22 protein-coding genes and 1 tRNA gene are annotated in these 19,004 nt (G+C 65.1%); 6 read left to right on the forward strand and 17 right to left on the reverse strand.

The window, feature by feature from the left end:
- Window positions 1-99: 99 nt before the first annotated feature.
- The 15 genes from GGR43_RS19190 to GGR43_RS19260 all read right to left on the reverse strand — a co-directional run bounded on the left by GGR43_RS19190 (window position 100) and on the right by GGR43_RS19260 (window position 11,066).
- Window positions 100-1,116, reverse strand: coding sequence for a TraU family protein (locus GGR43_RS19190; protein ID WP_021246296.1), 1,017 nt, complete (start codon window positions 1,114-1,116; stop codon window positions 100-102).
- Window positions 1,113-1,778 (reverse strand): conjugal transfer protein TraW, encoded by a 666-nt coding sequence (locus tag GGR43_RS19195; protein ID WP_021246297.1) that lies wholly within the window; start codon window positions 1,776-1,778, stop codon window positions 1,113-1,115. Before GGR43_RS19195 ends, GGR43_RS19190 begins: the two co-directional genes overlap by 4 nt.
- A complete protein-coding gene (locus GGR43_RS19200; protein ID WP_021246298.1) occupies window positions 1,768-2,004 on the reverse strand; it encodes a hypothetical protein in 237 nt (78 codons plus the stop codon). Before GGR43_RS19200 ends, GGR43_RS19195 begins: the two co-directional genes overlap by 11 nt.
- Window positions 2,001-2,510, reverse strand: a complete 510-nt coding sequence (locus GGR43_RS19205) for a hypothetical protein (RefSeq protein WP_037484338.1) — start codon at window positions 2,508-2,510, stop codon at window positions 2,001-2,003. The genes GGR43_RS19200 and GGR43_RS19205 overlap by 4 nt, the downstream gene beginning before the upstream one ends.
- A complete protein-coding gene (locus GGR43_RS19210; RefSeq protein ID WP_021246300.1) occupies window positions 2,507-2,920 on the reverse strand; it encodes a hypothetical protein in 414 nt (137 codons plus the stop codon). Before GGR43_RS19210 ends, GGR43_RS19205 begins: the two co-directional genes overlap by 4 nt.
- Window positions 2,917-3,243: a hypothetical protein gene (locus GGR43_RS19215; protein ID WP_013846825.1), complete on the reverse strand. Its 327-nt coding sequence runs from the start codon at window positions 3,241-3,243 to the stop codon at window positions 2,917-2,919. Before GGR43_RS19215 ends, GGR43_RS19210 begins: the two co-directional genes overlap by 4 nt.
- Window positions 3,240-5,756, reverse strand: coding sequence for a TraC family protein (locus tag GGR43_RS19220; RefSeq protein WP_021246302.1), 2,517 nt, complete (start codon window positions 5,754-5,756; stop codon window positions 3,240-3,242). Before GGR43_RS19220 ends, GGR43_RS19215 begins: the two co-directional genes overlap by 4 nt.
- Complete coding sequence (locus GGR43_RS19225) at window positions 5,753-6,340, reverse strand: TraV family lipoprotein (protein WP_031291881.1); 588 nt, start codon at window positions 6,338-6,340, stop codon at window positions 5,753-5,755. Before GGR43_RS19225 ends, GGR43_RS19220 begins: the two co-directional genes overlap by 4 nt.
- A gap of 35 nt (window positions 6,341-6,375) precedes the next feature.
- Window positions 6,376-7,689 (reverse strand): TraB/VirB10 family protein, encoded by a 1,314-nt coding sequence (locus GGR43_RS19230; protein WP_021246304.1) that lies wholly within the window; start codon window positions 7,687-7,689, stop codon window positions 6,376-6,378.
- Window positions 7,686-8,444 carry a type-F conjugative transfer system secretin TraK gene (locus GGR43_RS19235; protein ID WP_188073440.1) on the reverse strand — a complete coding sequence of 253 codons (759 nt, stop codon included), beginning with the start codon at window positions 8,442-8,444 and terminating at the stop codon, window positions 7,686-7,688. Before GGR43_RS19235 ends, GGR43_RS19230 begins: the two co-directional genes overlap by 4 nt.
- Window positions 8,428-9,066 carry a TraE/TraK family type IV conjugative transfer system protein gene (locus tag GGR43_RS19240; protein WP_148650787.1) on the reverse strand — a complete coding sequence of 213 codons (639 nt, stop codon included), beginning with the start codon at window positions 9,064-9,066 and terminating at the stop codon, window positions 8,428-8,430. The genes GGR43_RS19235 and GGR43_RS19240 overlap by 17 nt, the downstream gene beginning before the upstream one ends.
- A gap of 8 nt (window positions 9,067-9,074) precedes the next feature.
- A complete protein-coding gene (locus GGR43_RS19245) occupies window positions 9,075-9,341 on the reverse strand; it encodes a type IV conjugative transfer system protein TraL (protein ID WP_013846819.1) in 267 nt (88 codons plus the stop codon).
- Between the two features lie 136 nt (window positions 9,342-9,477).
- The gene (locus GGR43_RS19250; protein WP_188073445.1) at window positions 9,478-9,795 is read right to left on the reverse strand and encodes a hypothetical protein; all 318 of its coding nucleotides are present in this window, start codon (window positions 9,793-9,795) and stop codon (window positions 9,478-9,480) included.
- 196 nt (window positions 9,796-9,991) lie between these two features.
- Window positions 9,992-10,774 carry a DsbC family protein gene (locus GGR43_RS19255; RefSeq protein WP_062066044.1) on the reverse strand — a complete coding sequence of 261 codons (783 nt, stop codon included), beginning with the start codon at window positions 10,772-10,774 and terminating at the stop codon, window positions 9,992-9,994.
- The gene (locus tag GGR43_RS19260; protein WP_062066041.1) at window positions 10,761-11,066 is read right to left on the reverse strand and encodes a hypothetical protein; all 306 of its coding nucleotides are present in this window, start codon (window positions 11,064-11,066) and stop codon (window positions 10,761-10,763) included. Before GGR43_RS19260 ends, GGR43_RS19255 begins: the two co-directional genes overlap by 14 nt.
- Before the next feature lie 310 nt (window positions 11,067-11,376).
- Here GGR43_RS19260 and GGR43_RS19265 point away from each other — a divergent pair, with 310 nt between their 5' ends.
- The 4 genes from GGR43_RS19265 to GGR43_RS19280 all read left to right on the forward strand — a co-directional run bounded on the left by GGR43_RS19265 (window position 11,377) and on the right by GGR43_RS19280 (window position 14,706).
- Window positions 11,377-11,934, forward strand: coding sequence for a helix-turn-helix domain-containing protein (locus GGR43_RS19265; RefSeq protein WP_246343926.1), 558 nt, complete (start codon window positions 11,377-11,379; stop codon window positions 11,932-11,934).
- Window positions 11,935-11,980: 46 nt separating this feature from the next.
- The gene (locus GGR43_RS19270) at window positions 11,981-12,649 is read left to right on the forward strand and encodes a MobA/MobL family protein (RefSeq protein WP_021690788.1); all 669 of its coding nucleotides are present in this window, start codon (window positions 11,981-11,983) and stop codon (window positions 12,647-12,649) included.
- 756 nt (window positions 12,650-13,405) lie between these two features.
- A complete protein-coding gene (locus GGR43_RS19275) occupies window positions 13,406-13,609 on the forward strand; it encodes an excisionase (protein WP_021246311.1) in 204 nt (67 codons plus the stop codon).
- A complete protein-coding gene (locus GGR43_RS19280) occupies window positions 13,570-14,706 on the forward strand; it encodes an Arm DNA-binding domain-containing protein (RefSeq protein ID WP_021246312.1) in 1,137 nt (378 codons plus the stop codon). Before GGR43_RS19275 ends, GGR43_RS19280 begins: the two co-directional genes overlap by 40 nt.
- Before the next feature lie 208 nt (window positions 14,707-14,914).
- Here GGR43_RS19280 and GGR43_RS19285 read toward each other — a convergent pair.
- A tRNA-Glu gene (locus tag GGR43_RS19285) sits at window positions 14,915-14,990 on the reverse strand.
- Window positions 14,991-15,101: 111 nt separating this feature from the next.
- Complete coding sequence (gene recJ, locus GGR43_RS19290; protein WP_188073441.1) at window positions 15,102-16,868, reverse strand: single-stranded-DNA-specific exonuclease RecJ; 1,767 nt, start codon at window positions 16,866-16,868, stop codon at window positions 15,102-15,104.
- Between the two features lie 130 nt (window positions 16,869-16,998).
- Here recJ and GGR43_RS19295 point away from each other — a divergent pair, with 130 nt between their 5' ends.
- Window positions 16,999-17,970: an ABC transporter ATP-binding protein gene (locus tag GGR43_RS19295; RefSeq protein ID WP_188073442.1), complete on the forward strand. Its 972-nt coding sequence runs from the start codon at window positions 16,999-17,001 to the stop codon at window positions 17,968-17,970.
- Window positions 17,967-18,758, forward strand: a complete 792-nt coding sequence (locus GGR43_RS19300; protein WP_188073444.1) for an ABC transporter permease — start codon at window positions 17,967-17,969, stop codon at window positions 18,756-18,758. The genes GGR43_RS19295 and GGR43_RS19300 overlap by 4 nt, the downstream gene beginning before the upstream one ends.
- Window positions 18,759-19,004 lie beyond the last annotated feature (246 nt).

Raw genomic sequence — 19,004 nt, forward strand, 5'->3', positions numbered from 1 at the left:
CCGCCGCTCCTTCCGCGCGCCCGCTCACGGTGGGGAGCGTTCCGTGACGAGCGGGGCAGCTACCCGCGCGAGACGCACGGTTTGGGGGAAGCGATCTGCTCATGGCGTGGAAATCCCCGCGCAGCAGATCGCCTTCTCGAACAACATGAATTGGGCATTGTCCTTGCCCGGCGCGTGCTTGCCCGATGTCCAGAGCGCGCCGGGACGGCCGATGTTGACGCACTTGCCGCCCTTGACCGGCTCCATGATCTGCATCTTGTAGCGGCTCTTGGTCCAGATCGGCTGCGGCTTGAACGAGCAGCCGTCCGCCGAGTGGATCGTGAGAGCGCCCAGCCTGCCCATCATGAACGTCGAGCGCGCGGCGAGACCCGCCCAGGCCTCGACGCTGTCCCCGAAATGGATGTCGCCGGCGACCGGATAGGTCGCGCCCCAGGAGCCCATGCACCAGAACAGGGGATCGATGACCTTGCCAGCAGCTGCGGCGGCGCTGTCGGCCATACAGGCGAGGCCGGCCGCCGGATTGCCGAACAGGATGCCTTCGGGCTGGATGATAGCGCCCAATGTGCCCGACTGCCAGGTCGGCAGCACCTCGGTGATCATCGCGACGTCGAAGCCATCATCCTCGATGCACGGCAGGTCCGTGAACATGTCGAGCATCTTCCAGACCGGCGAGATGTAATAATGCGCCTGCGCGAACATCTTGCGGGTGTTGGTGCCGTCCGAGATCGACGACTGGCTGCCCTGCAATTTCCCACCGGTCGGCATGAGATCGACACCGAGCGCCATCATGCAGCCCGGCTCGGTCACGACATCAACCATGCGATTGGGTGACCAGAACGAAACCTTGACCCCTAACCAGAAGGTCGCACCCTTGCGGCAGGCGCAGAGCGGTTTGGAGGCCGACTGGGCGTCCAGTTCCTTGTCGAGCTTATCGTAGGAGCCCACCCGCACGCCCCCGATCGTGATCGGGAAGATGCAGTTCCAGCGCACCTTGGTGATCGGATTGAACACGGTGCCCGCCTCGCATTTGGAGGCATGCGCAGGCGTGGCGGGCGCGACGAGCGCCAGAGCGAGGGCCGCCGCGCCGGTGCGCAGCATCGAGATGAGCCGACTCATGGGATGGCCTTTCGTACGGGAGCGCGATCGACGCGCACCTCTGTCAGCTCCAGCTTCTGGCCGACCTGCCGGACGATCACGGGCGCGACGGTGAGGCCCAACCGCTCCTTCACGCGCTCCTCGAGAATGAAGAGGGCACGGCCGTGCTTCTCGCCAAGCGAGAGCGCATCGTCCTTTGCGTCCCCACCGCCGGTGAGGATGATCCAGTCGGTGAGCGCGGCGGTCTTCAGCGCCCAGCCCAGATCGCGGGGATGCACGACCACCAGCTTCTGCGGCAGCGACACATAGGTCAGCGGGTTGAAGGTGAAGCCCGCAGGATAGAGCAGCTTGCCGTCCGGCAGCCGGATTTCCTGATCGAGCGTGTAGAACGGCACAACGCTGCGAACCTGGTTCTGGCGCGCGACACCGAGCGTCGCGCCTTTCAATGCGCTCCAGCCCGAACGCGGCCCGAACTTTTCGGCCATATTGGGCGGCTGCTTTGCGGCACGCGCCTCGATCTCGGCCATCGCGTCGGGCTCGGCGATCGGCCATGTACGACCAATGGTCGATGTCTCGGCGTGGGCCACCCCCGCGACGATCAGCGCGCCGGCCAGACACCCGGCGATGAGCGCGGACTGGATGGCGAGGACATGCCAGCCTTGGGGGACACGTCTATCGACCACGGCGGCGCTCCCTCCAGGGAACGGCAGGCGTACGACTCTCGCCGCAGACCGCGCAGATGAACGCGGTGACGCCCAGGAACAGCGTGAGCCAGATCAGCGCCTGGCTGCCGCCGAGGTCGGGGGCCGACCAGAGCACCAGCGAAGACTGGAGGATCAACAGCAGATGGGTGCCGACCAGCAGGCGAATGGATGACGGACAAGGCGCGCCGGAGAAGATGCCGTTCATCGGCCCCACCTTTCGGCATGTCGGGCGAGGGCATTTGCCATCCTCGACGCGCGGTGCAGGAACCAAAGTCCTCCCCGCACAAGCGCGATCGGCGTCAGGACAAGAATGGCCGCCCGCATGAACAGGGGCATTTCCGGGACGAGCAGGAACAGGCCGACGATGATCGAGGCCGCCGCCGCTTCGAGGCCCACGATCTGCCGAAAGCGCAGAGCCGCGATCCTCTCGTCCCGACCGGACGTATATTCCATGGCAAGCGCGGAACGGGTCATGATCAGGAGCACGGCTTCATTCGAGCGATGCAGGCGTTCGACGTAGGCTTCCTGCGTCTCGCCCGGCAGGCGCGGGGCCATCCCTGGACGGATCAAAAGATTCTCCGGCCGTTTTCCGGGACGAGGAGGGATTTCGTCGATCCCGCCGTCGATCTGTCGGGCAAGCCAACGGATCATGTCGCCGATCAGCGGCCGGATCGACGACGGGTCGGGCGAGCCGGAGAAGCTGCCGTTCATGCCCATCTCCGTGCCCTCCGCGTGACCAGCCAATTCGGGATGCTGTCGATGATGCGGGCGATGCCGATCGCCAGCGCGGCGCCGGCAATTCCGGCACAGGCGATCAGCCCGGCCATGAGCGGCACTGGCAGCACGCTGTCCGCGGCCCCGCACAAGCCAAGAGCGGCATAGGCCAGGGCGGTGATGACCGGCCCGGTGAAGGTTAGCAGGAGAGCGTGCCGCCGCCAGCGCTGGCGCTCGCTTTCTAGGATGGTCCATTGCGCATCGCGAACGGACGCGAGGAACCGGACCCGGTCGCCCAGTTCCCACTGGCAGCGGACCAGGTAGTCGTGAAGGGATTCGTCCGGCCTGCGCACGACGAGGGTCAGGCGCTCATTGCCGCCACTGGGCGGGAGTATGTCCAGCATCATCTTTTCCTCCTGAGTTTTGCGAGCAAGCGGCCCGCGGCCCCGGTCAGGCCGATGAGGATGAGCCCGGTCAGGAAACAGCCGCCGCCAACGATCGCCGCGCCGCGAAGAACGATGCCAGCGGGCTGTTCGAGCACCAGCCCGGCCGCGAGCACGAGCGATGCGATCATCACGGATTCGATGACCACCAGGCGGAAGCGCCAGCGCAATGCGTCGGCTTCCGCCCGTGCGGCGACGCGCGCCTCGATGATCCGCTCGATATCCTCATCCGGGCTCTCCACGAGCCGGAGCGGCAACTGGTCGGGGGAGGGGGAGCGCCGCGTCATGACAGCGCGCTCCGCTTCAGCGGCGCTGCGTCATCGAAGGACGTGCCGATTATCCCGGCGGGATCGACGCCGGCGAGATCGCACACCGCTTCGAGCGGCGAGCGTCCGGCGCGGACCAGCGCCTCGAACGCGGCCACGTCTTCGGGCGCGGAGGTGTTGATCCAGTAGCTGAACGGATCGACGACGAGCCGGGCGATGCCGAGGCCAAGCGGGCTGTCGATGAAGACTTCCGAATAGTTCGGTTTGTTGTTGCGGACCGATTTCAGGAGGTCGAGGACGAAACCCGAATAGTCGAGGATCTTGTTTTCGACCGCCTTGTCATAGGTCGATCCCTGCAGGAGGAAGCGCGTCGCGGCATTTTCCAGGATCACCTGTCCCGTGCCGCCGAACAGCAGCAGATCGTTCATGCTCTGGAGAATGATGCCGAAGCTGCCGCGATATTTTCGGGCGCGGCGATAGCCCTGGCTGATCGCCTCGGCGAGGCGCGACAGGTCCTGGCCCTCTTCGCGGGTCATGAACTGCGCGGCTTCATCGCACAGCACGAAGCGGGGGCGATCACGGGCGGACAGGTAGAGTTCCTGCGTTACCGCGTTGATCACCACCATGACGACCACGTTGAACAGGTCAGGCATGGCCTTCAGGCGCTCGAGTTCGAGCACCACGAATTCATCGTTCGAGATGTCGAACGTGCTGGGACCGTTGAAATAATGGCCGTAGGCTCCGTCCGACCCGAAATCACGCAGGTTGAAGGCCAATTCGCGCGCCGTGGGCACGAGGTGGTCGACCCGGTCGAGATCGGAGACGGTGTTGGCCGGATAGGAGCCGAGCCATTCGCGCACCGCATCGATCCCGGCTTCCGCGCGGCCGCTCTCGATCGCCCATTGCACGGCGGACTTGAGCAGGTTCCATTCGGACGTGGTGACGCCCTTGCGCGTCCCGGCGTTGGCCATCTCCGCGACGATCGACACCGCCATCGAGATCGCGGACTCTCGATCGTCGCCGTCGAGAGCGAGCCCCAGGTCGAACGGATTGAGGACGAGATGCTCTTCGCCCAGATCGATGTAACGGCCCGAGCAGAGCGTGCAGAGCTTCTTGTAGCTGCCGCCGATGTCGATGATGCGGATGAGCGCGTTCTGCGCGAAATACTGCTGGCACAGGTTATTGAGCAGGAAGCTCTTGCCCGCGCCCGATTCCGCCGAGACGATGAAGTTGTAGTTGTTGATACGCGGATCGAAGAGGTCGAGCGTGATGAGCTGCCCCTTGCGGCCCGTGTAGAGCAGCGCCGGCCGCCCGCCGCCCCGGAAATCGGTTTGGATCGGCGACATCAGCACGCCCGCGCGCACCGGCACGCGGAAATCGCGCTGCAGCATACCGATCGTGCGTCGCTCGGGGTACAGGCCGAAGGGCAGGCTCGCGGCCAGCAGGATCGGGTTGAGGTAGGATTCCTCCTGGACCATCCACGGCAGCGGTTCGCTCTCCCACAGCCGCTTGGCGCGCGCCGCCATCTCGCGGGCCTGATGGCGGTCGCGGCCGAACACCCACATGGTGGGGATTACCGAGACGAACCGGGTGTTTCCGGCCTCGTCCAGGATCCACCCGATCTCTTCGATCTGCTTGCCGACCTCGACCGCGAAGGACCCCGCCGCCTTCTGCGCCGAGAGAATCTGCGCGCGCTTGTGGATCTCGAAGGCCGAGTGATCGAAGAGGACATTGAGCGTATAGAGGAACGGCCCGCCGATCTGGTCGCTGTCCTCGGACGACCCGCGCATGCCGCCGGTGAGACGATTGGCACGTTCGGCGGTGATCCGCCGCGGCGGCGACTTGGGCGTCAGACAGCGCGCCACCTGGTTGCCCAGATATACTTCCGGCCCGTCGAAGCGGAGCGCCGGCCCGGCATCGATGATCTGGCGGCGCAGCGGCACGTCGGCGGTCTGGGTGAAGACGCCGGGCGCGGGCGCATGAACGCCGTTGAAAATGCGCCGGTAGAGCGAGATGATCTCGCTCGGCGCCATCGGGCGGATGCCGAGCTTGGCGAGCTGCTCCTCGATCTGGCGGCGCAGGTCGCTGTCCATCGGCGCGCGCGTCTTGACCGACAGGAATGCGCGGAAATCGCGGATCGGGATGCCATGCAGGGCCTTCAAGCCCATGGTGCCGGCGCGCAGATAGTCGAAGGTGCGCCGGGCCGAGGCCTGGATGAGCGGATCGGGCCGTGTCTTGAGGTCGAGAAAGGCGTCGAGCGCATCGTCGATCAGCGGGTCGGCGAAACTCTGGAGCTGGAGGATCGTGCCTTCGGGAAAATTGACGTTGAGCAGCCCCAGCAGCGCCTCATGGACATGGGCGAACATGTAGGGGGAGGGGATCAGCTCCCAGCTATAGCCCCAGCCATCGTCGATGGTGAGGAAGGCCTGTTCTTCCTCGACCCAGGCGGCGAGCGGAAGAAAATCGGAATAGCTGTCGCGCTCGACGCTGCGGCGCAGCCGCGCCAGCGTCATGCCCGATTGATAGCTGGTCATGGCCGGGCCCCCGCATCATTCTGGCCATCGTCGGGGCGGTCCCTGACCTGTTCGAGCACGTTCGCGCGGGACGCGGGCGAAACCGGGGCGACAAGATAGTCGCCGACCACCCATTGCGGGCGCTCGACCAGCGAATAGACATAGCGCGGCATGTAGAGCCGGTCGGGCCGCTGGCGGTCGGCATAGGGCAGGATCAGCGTCCGGACCGAACGCGGGGGCTTGAGCATCGGCGTGACCGGCTGCTCGATCAGCCCCTGGAGCTCGCGATAGACGCTATCGCGATAACCGGCGAAGGCGCCCGACGTTGTTCCAGTGGAACCGCGCGCGGCCTTGCCGTCCCTGAGCAACTTCCTGTCCCTGGTGACCGCCGGATCGGACTTCGACGCGACGCCCGCAACGGCATCGGCATAGGCCTTCTCAGGGTGGATGCACTGGCCGTGATCGTCGTTCTTGCAACTGAACTTCTCGCTATAGGGCGACATGATCGAGCCCATCGTCGCGCAGCCGCTCAGCATGAAGGCGGCGCAGACCGGAAGAAGCGGGGAGAGGGCGCGCGATCGGCGCGCGGGCGATAGAGGCCGCATGGGCGATACTCCCTGTTGGATGAGGAGCCGGCGCATCAGAACTTGCTTCCGGCGGTCGGCTTGATATCGAGGGTGACGCCCTCCTGGATCACGACCACGACGTCCTTCGCCGCGCCGACCTCAACGATCGGCCCCGCCTGGCGCGCGAGATCGAGATAGAAATCGGTGAGCTTCTCGGACGATCGCGACAGGCCGCCGGCGATGCCGGCCTTGGCGGCGTCGCCCGCATCGAGCGTGCGCACCGAACCCAGCGCCGAGGTCGAGACGTCGCCGACCGTATTCTGGACCGTATCGGCGACCCCGGTGATGGTCCCGGCGATGAACGCGCGGGCAAGGGCCGCGCCGGCGCGGGTGACGACCTTGCCGGAGAGGCCCTTCTTGCCGTCGGCGTCGACGAAGAAGCCCTTGATGGGCTGGTCGACCACCGAGCGTTCGTCGAAATCGACGCAAGAGAGGCTGACCAACTGGACTTCGACCCGTTCCTTCGCGAGGCTGCCGGTGGCGTTGCCGATGACGAAGCAGCCGGCGAGGTTGGCTTTGACGTCATTGGGCAGGACGGCGGGGGCTTGCACCCGCGCGATCAACGGTTCGGGATTGTTGGTCGCATCCCGGCTCGCCAGCGCATCGATCCCGGTCAGCAGCCGCGCCTTCATGAAACCAGGTGGCAAATAGATGGTCCGCGTCTTTTTTTTAGCGGCCTGTGCCCCATCGGCGGCCGCGACCGGACTGGTCGCGGCGCCGATCGCGCCCACGGTCTTCTCGACCGGCGGGGCCGGAGGCGCTGGCGGCGCGGCGGGCGGCGCGGGCGGCTTCGCGACGGAAGGATCGATGTCACCGGTCGCGGGCGGTTCGGGAAAGTCGGGAACCGAGCCGGGGATCGCCGGAGGAAGATCGCCGTCCAGCGCATGGGGCGGCGTGCCGGAACCGGGCGCGACCTTGCCTTCCTCGATGGCGGAGACGCGATCGCCGAGCAATTGCTGTCCATCAAGAATCTTCTGCAGGTCGCCGCGCAGCTTGACCTCTAGGCTGTCGCCGCGAAGCCCCGCGCCCATGTCGAGCTTCGAACTGGGCGATGGCGCGGCCTGCTCGGTCTTGTCGCCGCTGGCCGTGTAGAGGCCGAGCCCCAGCACGCCGATCGCACCGGCAACGCCAAGCTGCCTCAAACGCAGCTGCTGGCGTGCGGTCAGCGTTTGCCACCGCGTCTTGAGATCGAGCAGCGCGGGGCCGCGCGTATTCTCGCCAGGACGAGGGCGGTCCGCCTCATAGCCGTCGAGGTCGAGTTCCTCCGCGCGATCGGCAGGACCGCGCCCGCGGGGCCCGCGACCGCCGCGAGAGTCCCCGCCGCTCATTGCCCGGCTCCCCGGCGAACGACGATCAGCCGCGCGGCTTCCCCGGCCTCGATATTGCCCCGGTCGAGGGTGATCGCGAAGATGTTGGCGCCGAGCGCGCCGTCGAGAAAACCGCGTTCGTCGAGCTGCGCGCCGCCGGCGGCAGAGACCAGATATTCCGATGCCGAGAGGCCGGACCCGTCGATTTCGATGCGGCGTCGTTCCTCCAGCGTGGCGCCCGGCAGCGTCGCGAGCCGGATCGGCCCGGATCGGGGCGCAACGCTGGTGAAGCTCGCCGGGATCCGGTCCTGGAGCATCGAGAGCGTGATCGAGACTGCACGCTCTTCTTCGACCAGGGGTCCTAGCAGTTCCTCATTGGCGCGGGCGCGCTGGGGAGCGCCGGGCTGGAGCATCACCGTCTGCGCCGGAATATCCGACGGCTCGGCATAGAGCGCATAGACCGCGCCGTTGCAGGTGATGAAGAACTCAGACGGCACGGTGACGAAGCTGCGCGTCACCATCCCGGCGTCGTCGATCTCGCGAACGAGGAACTTGATCCAGGCGTCGGAACCGGCGCGCTCCACGGCGATCGCCTTTTCGGCGCTGAACCTGACGTCCTCGATCTCGCCGCCGGCACAGACGACATGGTTGATGTCGCGATTGGACAGGCGGATCGTGCTGGTCTGATCGGGCAGCGCGGTGACGGTCTGCGCGATTGAGGGCAATGGCGCGGCCAGGAGGGCGAGCGCCAACGCCCGCTTAACGGGGGTTCGCATCGAAATTTTCCTCGGTGAGGGCGGTCAGCCAGAAACGGCCATTGTCGATCACGTAGCGAATCCGCAGATTGCCCCGGAATTTGCGGATCACGCCGCCGATCACGCGGACCTTCTCGACCGGCACGAGTATCTCGGTCCGGGTCCAGGTCACGGGCTGATCGGGACGGATATAGGTCGCGATCGAGAGCGTGGGGTTGTTGGCCAACTCGTCGAGCAGCCGGTTGAGGCTGTCGCGCAGGCTGTTGTAGGTCGAGGGGTGCGTGATGCTGAGCAGTTCCTGGAACTGCCGGTCGGCAGAATAGGCCGAGTAGGTGCCCGAGAGCGACACGACATTGCGGGTCATCGAGCGCAGATAGGCCTCGGACGGCTCGCCGCCCGTGACATAGAGGTCGCCGCCCGCGCCGAAGGGGACGATGACCGTCCGGGTGTTCTGGTTGGAGGTGTAGATCACCATGCCCAGCACCGCCGTGATCCCGAACAGGCCGATGACGGCGAGCTTCAGCAGCCGGTTCTCCTCGAACAGGTTGCTCGCCCCCTGCAGGTAGCGGTGGATGCCATAGCTGCCGGGCCTGCCGATCAGCGGATCGCGTGGGGGTGTGCCGGGGGATTTGCGTCCGAACATGGCCCGCCTCATTCGTAGAACCGGGTCTGGGTCGGACCCGGATAGTTGGACCAGCGGACGAGGCCCCAGCGCCAGGCCATGTGCGGGATGAAGCCGCGCGGCTTGGTGCGGAGCCAGGGTACGAAAAGGAGAAGACCCGCGACGAGCGCCCAACCGAGCATCCCGCCCACGATCACGGCGACGAAGATCACCGTGATCACGAGCACGAACTCGTCCGATCCGAACCACAGGATCTGGACGGGTTTGTGCAGATATTGGGGTAGCCGCTCGTCCACGAGCCTTCTCCTCCTTGCGTCGTGACCTCCCTGCGAAGCTGGTTGAACTTCGGGGGGTGTCCCGCCAGCGCGCCTCATGCGCCCTGGCCCGTTGAGGTCCGCCGGCCGCGCCCAGGCGCGGCGGCGGACCAATCCGTCAGATGACCATTCCGAATGTCTGGAGGATCGAGTCCGCCTTGATCAGGCAGACGGCCGCCACGATGGTCGGGATGCCGATCATGATGTTCGAGAAGAGCCTGCTCACGCCGAACAGGAAGGCCGCGACGCCGCCGACGAAGCCGAGCGGGCCTTTGACCCCTTGATTGACCACGATATCGTAGATGTCGTAGCCGAGGTCGCCGGCAGCCGGCGCCGAGAAGGCGTGAGCCCCGCCGGCTCCGAGCAGCGCGAGGAGGGTAACGGGAATACCGACATTGGCGATGTCGGCGGTTTGTCTGCGAAGAGTCTTCAACATGCACTTGCTCCAGTGAAGATGGGCCGCTCCGGGGACTGCTTGCCGGCATCGATTGGGATCGCTGTCGGCCGACGGCGAGGCTGGACGGCCCGGTTCGGGTCCCGCCGCCGGCATTGGGATTTGCGCGGCGGCGCCGACCTGCCGGACGGCAGAAGCGATGCGCCGCGCGTTCGCGATGGTGGGGGTCAGGAGGCGATCAGCGGCCGGCATTCGCGAGCGCCTTCTTGCCGTCGAGGAACGCCTCGATCTCGGCCTGCCGGAACCCGGAAATCATCTGTCCGTCCGCGATCAGGGTCGGCGTGCCGGTGATGCCGGTCTTGCCGACGATTCCGGCATGCGCCTCGACCCTGGCCTTGCCCTCCGCGCATGTGCGCAGAGGTGTCGGCGCGGCTCCGGCGTAGATCGCCTTGAACGCCGCTTCCTTGTCCGGCGAGCAAAGGACATGCTCCGCCTTGGCGGCGGCCTCGGCGTGGATGCCGGAGACGAAGAAGATCAGGCGCCGTACCGGCTTGCCTTCAGCGGCCTTCGCGGCCCAGAAACGGTCGAGCGCGCGGCAGTAGGGGCAGTCGGGATCGGTGAATTCGACAACCGTGGGCGCGCCCGCCGGACCGATCGCTAGCGCCTTGTCAATGTCGATCCCGGCGAGTTTCTTCGCTGAAGCGGCGTTCTGCGCCAGCGCGGTAAGGTTCTGGCCGTTGCGGTCGTAGATCTCCGCGAACAGCAGATGCTCGCTGTCAGGCGCATAATAGATGATGCGGCCGCCTGCCGTCGCCTGGTAGATCGGGCCCTTGACGGGCGCCGGCCCGAAATCCTCGAATTGCAGATTGACGAAGGTCTGCCGCAATTCGTTTTCGGCATCGCGCGCCGTGGCCGTAAGCGGGTCGGCGGCTTGCGCGAACGCTGCGCCCTGGGCGGCCAGCAGCAGGGGCAGGGCGGGGACGCTCGCCCCGAGCGAGGCGGCGAACTTACGGATGCGCATGCGAAGTCTCCTGAAGAGTGCTGGCAGGGCGGGAGAGCAGGCGCGCATCGATATGCGTGCCCGAGCCCACCGGGATGTGATTGGCAGTGAAGGATGCGGGCGCCGGCTCCGTCCGGTTCGTCGCGGCGACGCGCAGAACGAACCCATCGACCGTCGCCACCACGATGCGCGGCCGTTCGGCGGTCGGCGTGATACTGGCCTGTCGGCCATGTCCGCCGGGTCCGGCACAGGCTGTCGTCGTGGCGATCAGTGTGCCCAGGGCAGCCGTCATCGCTTTGGCAATCGGCATCATGCACGACTCCATGTTGGCGCCCCGCGCCATGGTTGATGAATATTTACCAGTCCGAAGTATCAGGTCCGATTCGACTTGAATCCTCGGAACCCGATCTGAGTGATTTGAAACGAAGGGGATTGCAACAGGCCCCGGCAGCAGGGTGCCTGAAATGGCGATATTAGCCGTAAATATACGAACTTAGCCTTATAAGTTCGCTTTCGGGATCACATGGCCTGATCCGGTGCCGGTTCGGCAATAAAGTTCCTGAATGATCCGATATGGAGGAAAAGGAAAATTATCTGCCCATTACGCGCGTCAGAAAATAAATATGCACGCGCATCCGTTGCAAATGAGCAGAAATATTCCTCTAAAATCATCGGTATCTATTCTTGATGTCGATCGCTCCGCGATTCTACCTTCGCCGGATAACCCACAGAGCCCGACGGGCCGAACCGGGGAGGAAGGAAATATGGCATCCGATGGAAAATTCGCCGACGTCGACCTGTCGATCTTCAAGGAACTCAAGAAGCTCTCCGGCGAAAAGATCAGGCAGGCGCGAAAGGCGCTCGGTTTCACGCAACTGGAGGTCGCCACCGAAATGGGCGGAAGCCTGCGCTGGTATCGCGCGATCGAGTCCGGCGATCCGGGGATAAGGCTGGAGGATCATCTGATCGCAATGCTCCGGCTCGGTGCATCGACCGCGCATATCGCGCTGCCCGTCCTCTATGCGGGCCAACGCATGCGGTTCCCGCGGCAACTGATCCACGGCGACCTCGCCTACATCGAGCGCAAGTGCATCGAGGCGATCTCGGACGCGGTGATCACCGGATTGAAACAGGACCTCTCGCCCGAATGGTCGCGGGACGACGGGAAGGACCAGTCATGAAAATTGACGGTCCGGTTCGGGCGTGACGCCGGGACAGGAGGAAAAGATGGCGATCTTTCATTTCCATGTGAATATCATCAGCCGCGGCGCCGGACGCAGTATCGTCGCGGCCGCGGCATGGCAAAACAGCTGCCGCCTGTACGATGAGCGCTACGGCCGGTTTTCCAATTTCGTGAACAAGCGGGCGGTTGCCTGGTCTGCGCTGATACTGCCGTCCGGGGGCCCCGCGCAGTGGGAGGATCGCGAGTGTTTCTGGAACGCGCTCGAAGCCGCCGAAATCCGCAAGGATGCGCAGCTTGGCCGTCAGTTCGACGTGGCGCTGCCCGATGAACTGGACCTGCCGGCGTCGATCGCGGTTCTGCAGCGTTTCGCCAGCGAGATATTTTGCATCGCGGGTTTTGCCGCCGACCTGACACTGATCGAAATGGGCGATACGCCCAGAGGCAAGCGCCACCATGGCTATGTGCTGATACCGACCCGTCCGATTGTCGACGGCATGTTCGGCCGGAAACCGCGCGAATGGAACAGCCGCGTGAAGCTGCTCGAAATCCGCGCGGCCTGGGCGATGATGCTGAACGATAAGTTCGCGGCGCTCGGCTATGATGTCCGCGTCGATCATCGGTCCAACGAAGAACGCGGCATCGACGCTCCGCCGGTTAAGCATATCGGCATGGCCCGCAAGCGTATCGCGGCGCGCGCCCGGCAAACATCCTGACAATAGTCCGTGGCCGGCGCCTCACCGGCGGTGCGGTCCATCATGACGACGGCGAGGGCGGTTGCGGCGGGCGTGTAGAGGAGAAAATAACCGACTGCACATGCGGCGACGGCAGCGGCAGGGATTGCCGTCGCCATGACCGCTGCCGCCACGGCGAAAACGGCTAGAAGCTGAACGGCCGCTGCGACAAGAAGTATCCGCCGCCGACCGAGCCTGTTGGCCAGCCACCCGGTGAGCATTGCGGAGGCCATGCCGGCGAGCGGACCGGTCATGTTGACGATGACGCCGAGACGATCGAGGCTCCACCCCCTCCTGTCAATCAGCGCGCCCGCGATCGCGCGCGGCAGGCCGCCATGCGTCCCGATCATTTGTCCCATTCTTCGAGGCCATCAACAACGGCGAGTGGAACGCTGCGAGTCTCTTCCAAGGCGCGACAACGCCAATAGGCTGACAGGCGAAAGCACGAGATTAGGCAGTGGGTTGCCCAAATATGCGATCTTGGCCTCTTTTTAGGACCAGGATCGAAATGCTAGACTGACGTCGCGTCATGGCCTGCTTGCGCTGCCCAACAGGCCAGCGATCCATGCGCCATTTCTGCGAGGATTATCCAGACCCACGTTCGCGAGCGCCTGCCCGTCCTGGTCGGCCGGCCATGCGGTCATCGCAGATCGGCCGGAAGGGAAGGGAGCGGGAGGAGAGAGGAAGCAGCGGACGGTTGGCTGTCCGTGGTTTCCTTTCCTCAACCGGAGCACTGTCATGACGGGCGCGCGCTACGTGCGCATCAAGCGCTTCGCCGAGCTGACCGGCTACACCGAGAAAGCGGTCTATCGAAAGATCGCCGACGGCGTGTGGATTCAGGGCCGCGAATATCGCCGCGCTCCCGATGGCAGCATCTGCATCGACCTCGAAGGCTTCCACAAATGGGTAGAAAACGGCCAGGGACTGGCGTCGAGCCGCTGAAAAGCTGCATTCGCGTCCGCTTCCGCTGGAACGGGCGGCTCTATCGCGAAACGCTCCAGCTCCAACCCACATCCGCTAACATCAAGGCGGCCGAGCGCTTGATGGCCCGTGTCCATCAGGAAATCGATCTCGGCGTCTTCGATTATGAAAGCACGTTTCCCAAGGGTGATGCCAAACCCGACCGGAACAAATACGCGGGCTTCAAGACTTATGCGAAAGAGTGGCTCGCAACGCTCGTAGTCGAGAAATCGACGATGTCCGACTATGTGTCGGCGATCAATAATGTCTGGTCGCCGGCTTTCGGTGAGCGGCAACTCAAGAGCATCAAGCCGAGCGAGATCAAGAAGGTCATCGCCGACCGGGCGAAGCAGGTCAGCGGCAAGACGATCAACAACAACGTCATTCCGCTGCGCGGCATCTTCGAGATGGCTCTCGACGACGAGCTGATCGACCGCTCGCCGCTGGAACGGATCAAGAGCCAGAAGCATCAGAAACGCGAGCCGGACCCGTTCGACCGGGAAGAGACCGAACGCATCCTCACCTATATGCACGAGCGTTACGACGAGCAGGTCTGGAACTGGTATGAGTTCGCCTTCGGGACCGGCATGCGTCCCAGCGAACAGATCGTCGTCCAGTGGCGCGACGTCGACTGGAAGCGCCAGTCCATCCGGGTCGAGCGTGCCCGCGTCCGGGCCGTGGAGAAATCGACCAAGACCAGGACCGTGCGCGACGTCGATCTTACTCCGCGAATGATGGCCGTGCTTAGACGCCAGAAGGCGCACAGCTTCATGCGGGGGCTCGATTCGCCGATCTTCATCAACCCGGTCACAAACACGCCGTGGCCGGACGTGCAGGATCAGCGGAAGCTCTATTTCCATCCCGCACTGCGTGCGCTCGGCATCCGCAGCCGTGATGCCTATCAAACGCGCCACACTTACGCGACGACGGCGCTGATGGGCGGGGTGAACCCGGCCTATATCGCCCGCCAGCTTGGCCACAAGAGCGCGGCAATGCTGTTCCGGCACTACTCGAAATGGATCGATCACGCGGACTATGGCCGCGAAGCAGCCAAGCTCAATCAGATCTACGGTTCCTGACGCGGATGTCTGGCTGGTCTGTGGGGAGGGCTTGCCTGTCGGTGGCGGCTGCCGCGAACGAATCCCTCGTCTACTGGGCAGCTATTGAGGTGATCTAAAAGAGCCTGGAACGGGGGCTGGGGTGGCCTCGAAAAACGCCAAATGTGCCACGAAAGTGCCACGGAAACCGCATTTTCGCGATTCCCCCTAACAATATCAACTACTTAGCTGGTGACCCCTACGGGAATCGAACCCGTGTTTCAGCCGTGAAAGGGCCGCGTCCTAGACCGCTAGACGAAGGGGCCATGCCGGTTGCTTTTTCAAGCGCCTCAGCGAGGTGAGGGCGCATTAGGGGGAAGCGTTTCGCCGGTCAACCCGGAAAGAGCAAAAAAAATCGCTCGCCGCCGAAAAATCTCCTAACCCGCCCACGCGGCGTCATCGACATGAAGCTCGGCGGAATGGCCGCCGCCCCAATCGTCTATCTTCGCACGGCCCGCCAGCCACAGGCGGCGATCCTTGCCGCCGTGCAGCAGCTCCTGACCCAGCGCGCTGTCCGCCTGCCGGAAGGCGACGGCCTTCAGCGAGGCGCCGTCCTGCCCGGCAACGAGCAGCCGCACATGCCCGGTGCCGACGATATCCGCGCGCACGAGGCGCACCGGCCCCGTTGCGATGCGCGGTGCGGGCCAGCCCACGCCATAGGGGCCGCCCTCATCCAGGCTGCGCACCAGATCGGGGTTCACCCCGCGCGGAGCGACCATCGCGTCGAGCGGCAGCATGCGTTCGGCCCGCGCCACCGCCACCGACGCGGCCAGCCGCTCGTCGAGAAACTCGTGCAGCGCCTCGATCCGGTCGCGCGCCACCGTCAGCCCCGCCGCCATTGCATGGCCGCCCCCGGCGATCAGCAGGCCCATGTCCTTCGCCGCCAAAATCGCCGCGCCCAGATCGACCCCCGTGACGGAGCGGCCCGACCCCTTGCCGGTGCCGTCCCCGTCCTGCGCGACGACAAGGGCGGGCAGACCGAATTTCTCCTTCAACCGCCCCGCGACGATGCCGATGACGCCGGGGTGCCAGCCTTCGCCCGCCACCAGCATCACCGCCCGGTTGGTCTGGCTCTCGGCGATGCGCTCGGCCTCCTCCTGCACCATCCTCTCGATCGCGCGGCGCTCCTCGTTCAGCCGGTCCAGCTCCTCCGCGATGATGCGGGCTTCCTCCTCGTCCCGCGTCGTCAGCAGGCGCACGCCGAGGTCCGACTTGCCCACGCGCCCACCCGCATTGATGCGCGGCCCCAGCGCGAAGCCGAGATCGTGGCACAAGGGCGCGCGGGCGAGGCGGCTCGCCTGCGCGAGGGCATCGAGCCCGCCATTGCCCTTGCGCGCCATGACCCGCAGGCCCTGCGCGACGAAAGCGCGGTTGAGGCCGCGCAGTTGCGCGACATCGGCGACCGTGCCCAGCGCCACCAGATCGAGCAGGTCGATGAGGCGCGGCTCGGCGCGGGTGGCGAACCATCCCCGCCCGCGCAATTCGCGCACCAGCGCCGCGCCCAGCAGGAAGGCGACGCCGACCGCCGCCAGATGGCCGTGCGCGGCGCCCTCTACGCTCTCGTCCAGCCGGTTGGGGTTGACCAGCGCGAGGGCGGGGGGCAGCTCGCTCGCGCATTTGTGATGATCGACGACGATCACGTCGACGCCCTCGTCCCGCGCCATGCCGAGCGCCTCGAACGCCTGCGCGCCGCAATCGACGGTGACGATCAGCGTGGATCCGGCCCGCGCCAGCCGGACCAGCGCCTCCCCGGAAGGGCCGTAGCCCTCCATCAGCCGGTCGGGGATATAATAGCCGGCCTCCAGCCCGAGTTCGCGCAGCAGGCGAATCAGCAGCGCGGCGCTGGTCGCGCCGTCGACGTCGTAATCGCCGTAGATCGTCACCTGCTCGCCGCGCTGCACCGCGTCGGCGAGGCGGGCTGCGGCCAGGTCCATGTCGCGGAAGATCGAGGGATCGGGCAGGAAATGACGAATGGTCGGCGCGCGGTGCGCCTCGACCTCTTCGCGCAGACAGCCGCGGGCGAGCAGCAATTGCGTCACCAGATCGTCGGGATGGAGCGTGTCGCCGCTGGCGCCGGCCCGGTCGCCGCGCCAGCACCATGTCTGGCCGCTGATCGAAAGGGGTATCTGGCTGATCGCTTGCATGGCTACCGTCCTATACCGCCCGCGCCATCATGCAAGAGAAGTCCTGCGCCGGGTGCTTGTAAGCATGGGCGGGATGGCTATGCTCCGGTGCCGCGCCGCGTCCCATGCCGGAGGAAAGAGAATCACCTTCATGCCATCGATCATTTCCGTGCGGGGGCTGCGCAAATCCTACGCCTCCGGCCATATTGCCCTTCATGGCATAGACCTCGACATCCGCGAGGGAGAGATATTCGCGCTGCTCGGCCCCAATGGCGCGGGCAAGACGACGCTCATCAGCATCATCTGCGGGCTGGTGACGCCAACGGCGGGGCAGGTGATGGTCGGCGGGCGGGACATCATCCGCGACTATAAGGCGGCGCGGCGGCAGGTCGGGCTGGTGCCGCAGGAATTGCACAACGACGCTTTCGACAAGGTGCTGGCGACCGTGCGCTTCAGCCGGGGCCTGTTCGGCAAGCCGCGCGACGACGCGCTGATCGAGAAGATCCTCCACGACCTGACCCTGTGGGACAAGCGCGACGCCAAGATCATGGAGCTGTCCGGCGGGATGAAGCGCCGGGTGATGATCGCCAAGGCGCTGGCCCATGAACCGCGCGTGCTGTTCCTCGACGAACCCACCGCGGGCGTCGACGTGGAGTTGCGCAAGGATATGTGGCGGCTGGTGCGGGGGCTGCGCGAAACCGGCGTCACCATCATCCTCACTACCCATTATATCGAGGAAGCCGAGGAGATGGCCGACAGGGTGGGGGTGATCAACGGCGGGAGGCTGGTGCTGGTGGACGAGAAGGAGGCGCTGATGCACAAGCTGGGCACCAAGACGCTGACCCTGCATCTCGCCCGGCCGATGGAACAATTGCCCGCCGCCCTTGCCGACTGGAACCTTGCCCTCAAATCCGGCGGGCGGGATCTGGAATATCTGTTCGACGCCCGCGCGCAGGAAGGCAGCGGCGTTCCCGCATTGATGCGGCAGCTGGAGGCGCTGGGCATCGGCTATACCGACCTGAGCACCCGGCAAAGCTCTCTGGAGGATATATTCGTGAGCCTTGTCCATTCCGGGGATATCGCGCCCGGCGAGGCGATGGCCGGGAAGGGAGGCGGCCAATGAGCGGCGGATCAACAGGCGGAGGGGCGATCAACTGGCGCGGCATGGGGGCCATCTATGCTTCGGAAATCCACCGTTTCGGCCGGACTTTCTGGACCAGCCTGATGACGCCGGTCATCACCACATCGCTCTATTTCGTTGTGTTCGGCACCGCGATCGGATCGCGCATGGAGGCGATCGACGGCATCGCCTATGGCGCGTTCATCGTGCCGGGCCTCATCATGCTGTCGATGTTGCAGGAGAGCATCTTCAACGCCAGCTTCGGCATCTATATGCCGCGCTGGACCGGCACCATCTACGAGGTGCTGTCCGCGCCGCTTTCGCCGCTGGAAACGGTGACCGCCTATGTCGGCGCGGCGGCGACCAAATCGATGATCGTCGGCCTCGTCATCTTCGCCACGGCGCATCTGTTCGTGGAGGTGTCGGTCGCGCATCCGCTGGCGATGCTGGGCTTCATGATGGTGATTGCGGTCAGCTTCTGCCTCTTCGGCTTCATCCTGGGCATATGGGCGCAGAATTTCGAGCAGTTGCAGTTCGTGCCGCTGTTGATCATCATGCCGATGACCTTTCTGGGCGGCGCCTTCTACACCATATCGATGCTGCCCGATCCGTGGCGCACGATCACGCTGTTCAACCCGGTGATCTACCTCATCAGCGGCTTTCGCTGGACCTTCTTCGACAAGGGCGACGTGGCGATGGGCATCAGCCTGGGCGTGGTGGCGACGATGCTGATCTTCTGCGTCGCGCTGGTGATCTGGGTGTTCCACACCGGCTATCGGTTGAAGAAATAGGTGAGAGGCGGGATGGTTTTGGCCAGAAGCTGACCTGACCTTATCGTCACCCTGAACTTGGTTCAGGGTCCATTTCACCGGATCGATCGGCGGTCTGTGGGGGTTGATGGATGCTGAAACAAGTTCAGCATGACGGCGGGACCAAGGCCTGCTAGAGCGTTCTGCGATTAGATTGACGCATATCCGGAGTTTTTGAGGTAATTGGCGCATTCGTCGGGCGTGAAGGCATCGAGAAGGGTTCCGATG

Origin of the sequence: Sphingobium jiangsuense, from assembly GCF_014196495.1 — a bacterium.
Lineage (GTDB): Bacteria > Pseudomonadota > Alphaproteobacteria > Sphingomonadales > Sphingomonadaceae > Sphingobium > Sphingobium jiangsuense.

What these genes read in the sequence shown, in the direction of transcription:
- GGR43_RS19240 (WP_148650787.1), bottom strand. Translation starts at nt 9,066, where the DNA reads ATGTTCGGACGCAAATCCCCCGGCACACCCCCACGCGATCCGCTGATC.
- GGR43_RS19220 (WP_021246302.1), bottom strand. Translation starts at nt 5,756, where the DNA reads ATGACCAGCTATCAATCGGGCATGACGCTGGCGCGGCTGCGCCGCAGC.
- GGR43_RS19230 (WP_021246304.1), bottom strand. Translation starts at nt 7,689, where the DNA reads ATGAGCGGCGGGGACTCTCGCGGCGGTCGCGGGCCCCGCGGGCGCGGT.
- GGR43_RS19190 (WP_021246296.1), bottom strand. Translation starts at nt 1,116, where the DNA reads ATGAGTCGGCTCATCTCGATGCTGCGCACCGGCGCGGCGGCCCTCGCT.
- GGR43_RS19295 (WP_188073442.1), top strand. Translation starts at nt 16,999, where the DNA reads ATGCCATCGATCATTTCCGTGCGGGGGCTGCGCAAATCCTACGCCTCC.
- GGR43_RS19265 (WP_246343926.1), top strand. Translation starts at nt 11,377, where the DNA reads ATGCACGCGCATCCGTTGCAAATGAGCAGAAATATTCCTCTAAAATCA.
- GGR43_RS19200 (WP_021246298.1), bottom strand. Translation starts at nt 2,004, where the DNA reads ATGAACGGCATCTTCTCCGGCGCGCCTTGTCCGTCATCCATTCGCCTG.
- GGR43_RS19215 (WP_013846825.1), bottom strand. Translation starts at nt 3,243, where the DNA reads ATGACGCGGCGCTCCCCCTCCCCCGACCAGTTGCCGCTCCGGCTCGTG.
- GGR43_RS19300 (WP_188073444.1), top strand. Translation starts at nt 17,967, where the DNA reads ATGAGCGGCGGATCAACAGGCGGAGGGGCGATCAACTGGCGCGGCATG.
- GGR43_RS19280 (WP_021246312.1), top strand. Translation starts at nt 13,570, where the DNA reads ATGGGTAGAAAACGGCCAGGGACTGGCGTCGAGCCGCTGAAAAGCTGC.
- GGR43_RS19275 (WP_021246311.1), top strand. Translation starts at nt 13,406, where the DNA reads ATGACGGGCGCGCGCTACGTGCGCATCAAGCGCTTCGCCGAGCTGACC.
- GGR43_RS19250 (WP_188073445.1), bottom strand. Translation starts at nt 9,795, where the DNA reads ATGTTGAAGACTCTTCGCAGACAAACCGCCGACATCGCCAATGTCGGT.
- recJ (WP_188073441.1), bottom strand. Translation starts at nt 16,868, where the DNA reads ATGCAAGCGATCAGCCAGATACCCCTTTCGATCAGCGGCCAGACATGG.
- GGR43_RS19255 (WP_062066044.1), bottom strand. Translation starts at nt 10,774, where the DNA reads ATGCGCATCCGTAAGTTCGCCGCCTCGCTCGGGGCGAGCGTCCCCGCC.
- GGR43_RS19210 (WP_021246300.1), bottom strand. Translation starts at nt 2,920, where the DNA reads ATGATGCTGGACATACTCCCGCCCAGTGGCGGCAATGAGCGCCTGACC.
- GGR43_RS19260 (WP_062066041.1), bottom strand. Translation starts at nt 11,066, where the DNA reads ATGATGCCGATTGCCAAAGCGATGACGGCTGCCCTGGGCACACTGATC.
- GGR43_RS19225 (WP_031291881.1), bottom strand. Translation starts at nt 6,340, where the DNA reads ATGCGGCCTCTATCGCCCGCGCGCCGATCGCGCGCCCTCTCCCCGCTT.
- GGR43_RS19270 (WP_021690788.1), top strand. Translation starts at nt 11,981, where the DNA reads ATGGCGATCTTTCATTTCCATGTGAATATCATCAGCCGCGGCGCCGGA.
- GGR43_RS19205 (WP_037484338.1), bottom strand. Translation starts at nt 2,510, where the DNA reads ATGAACGGCAGCTTCTCCGGCTCGCCCGACCCGTCGTCGATCCGGCCG.
- GGR43_RS19235 (WP_188073440.1), bottom strand. Translation starts at nt 8,444, where the DNA reads ATGCGAACCCCCGTTAAGCGGGCGTTGGCGCTCGCCCTCCTGGCCGCG.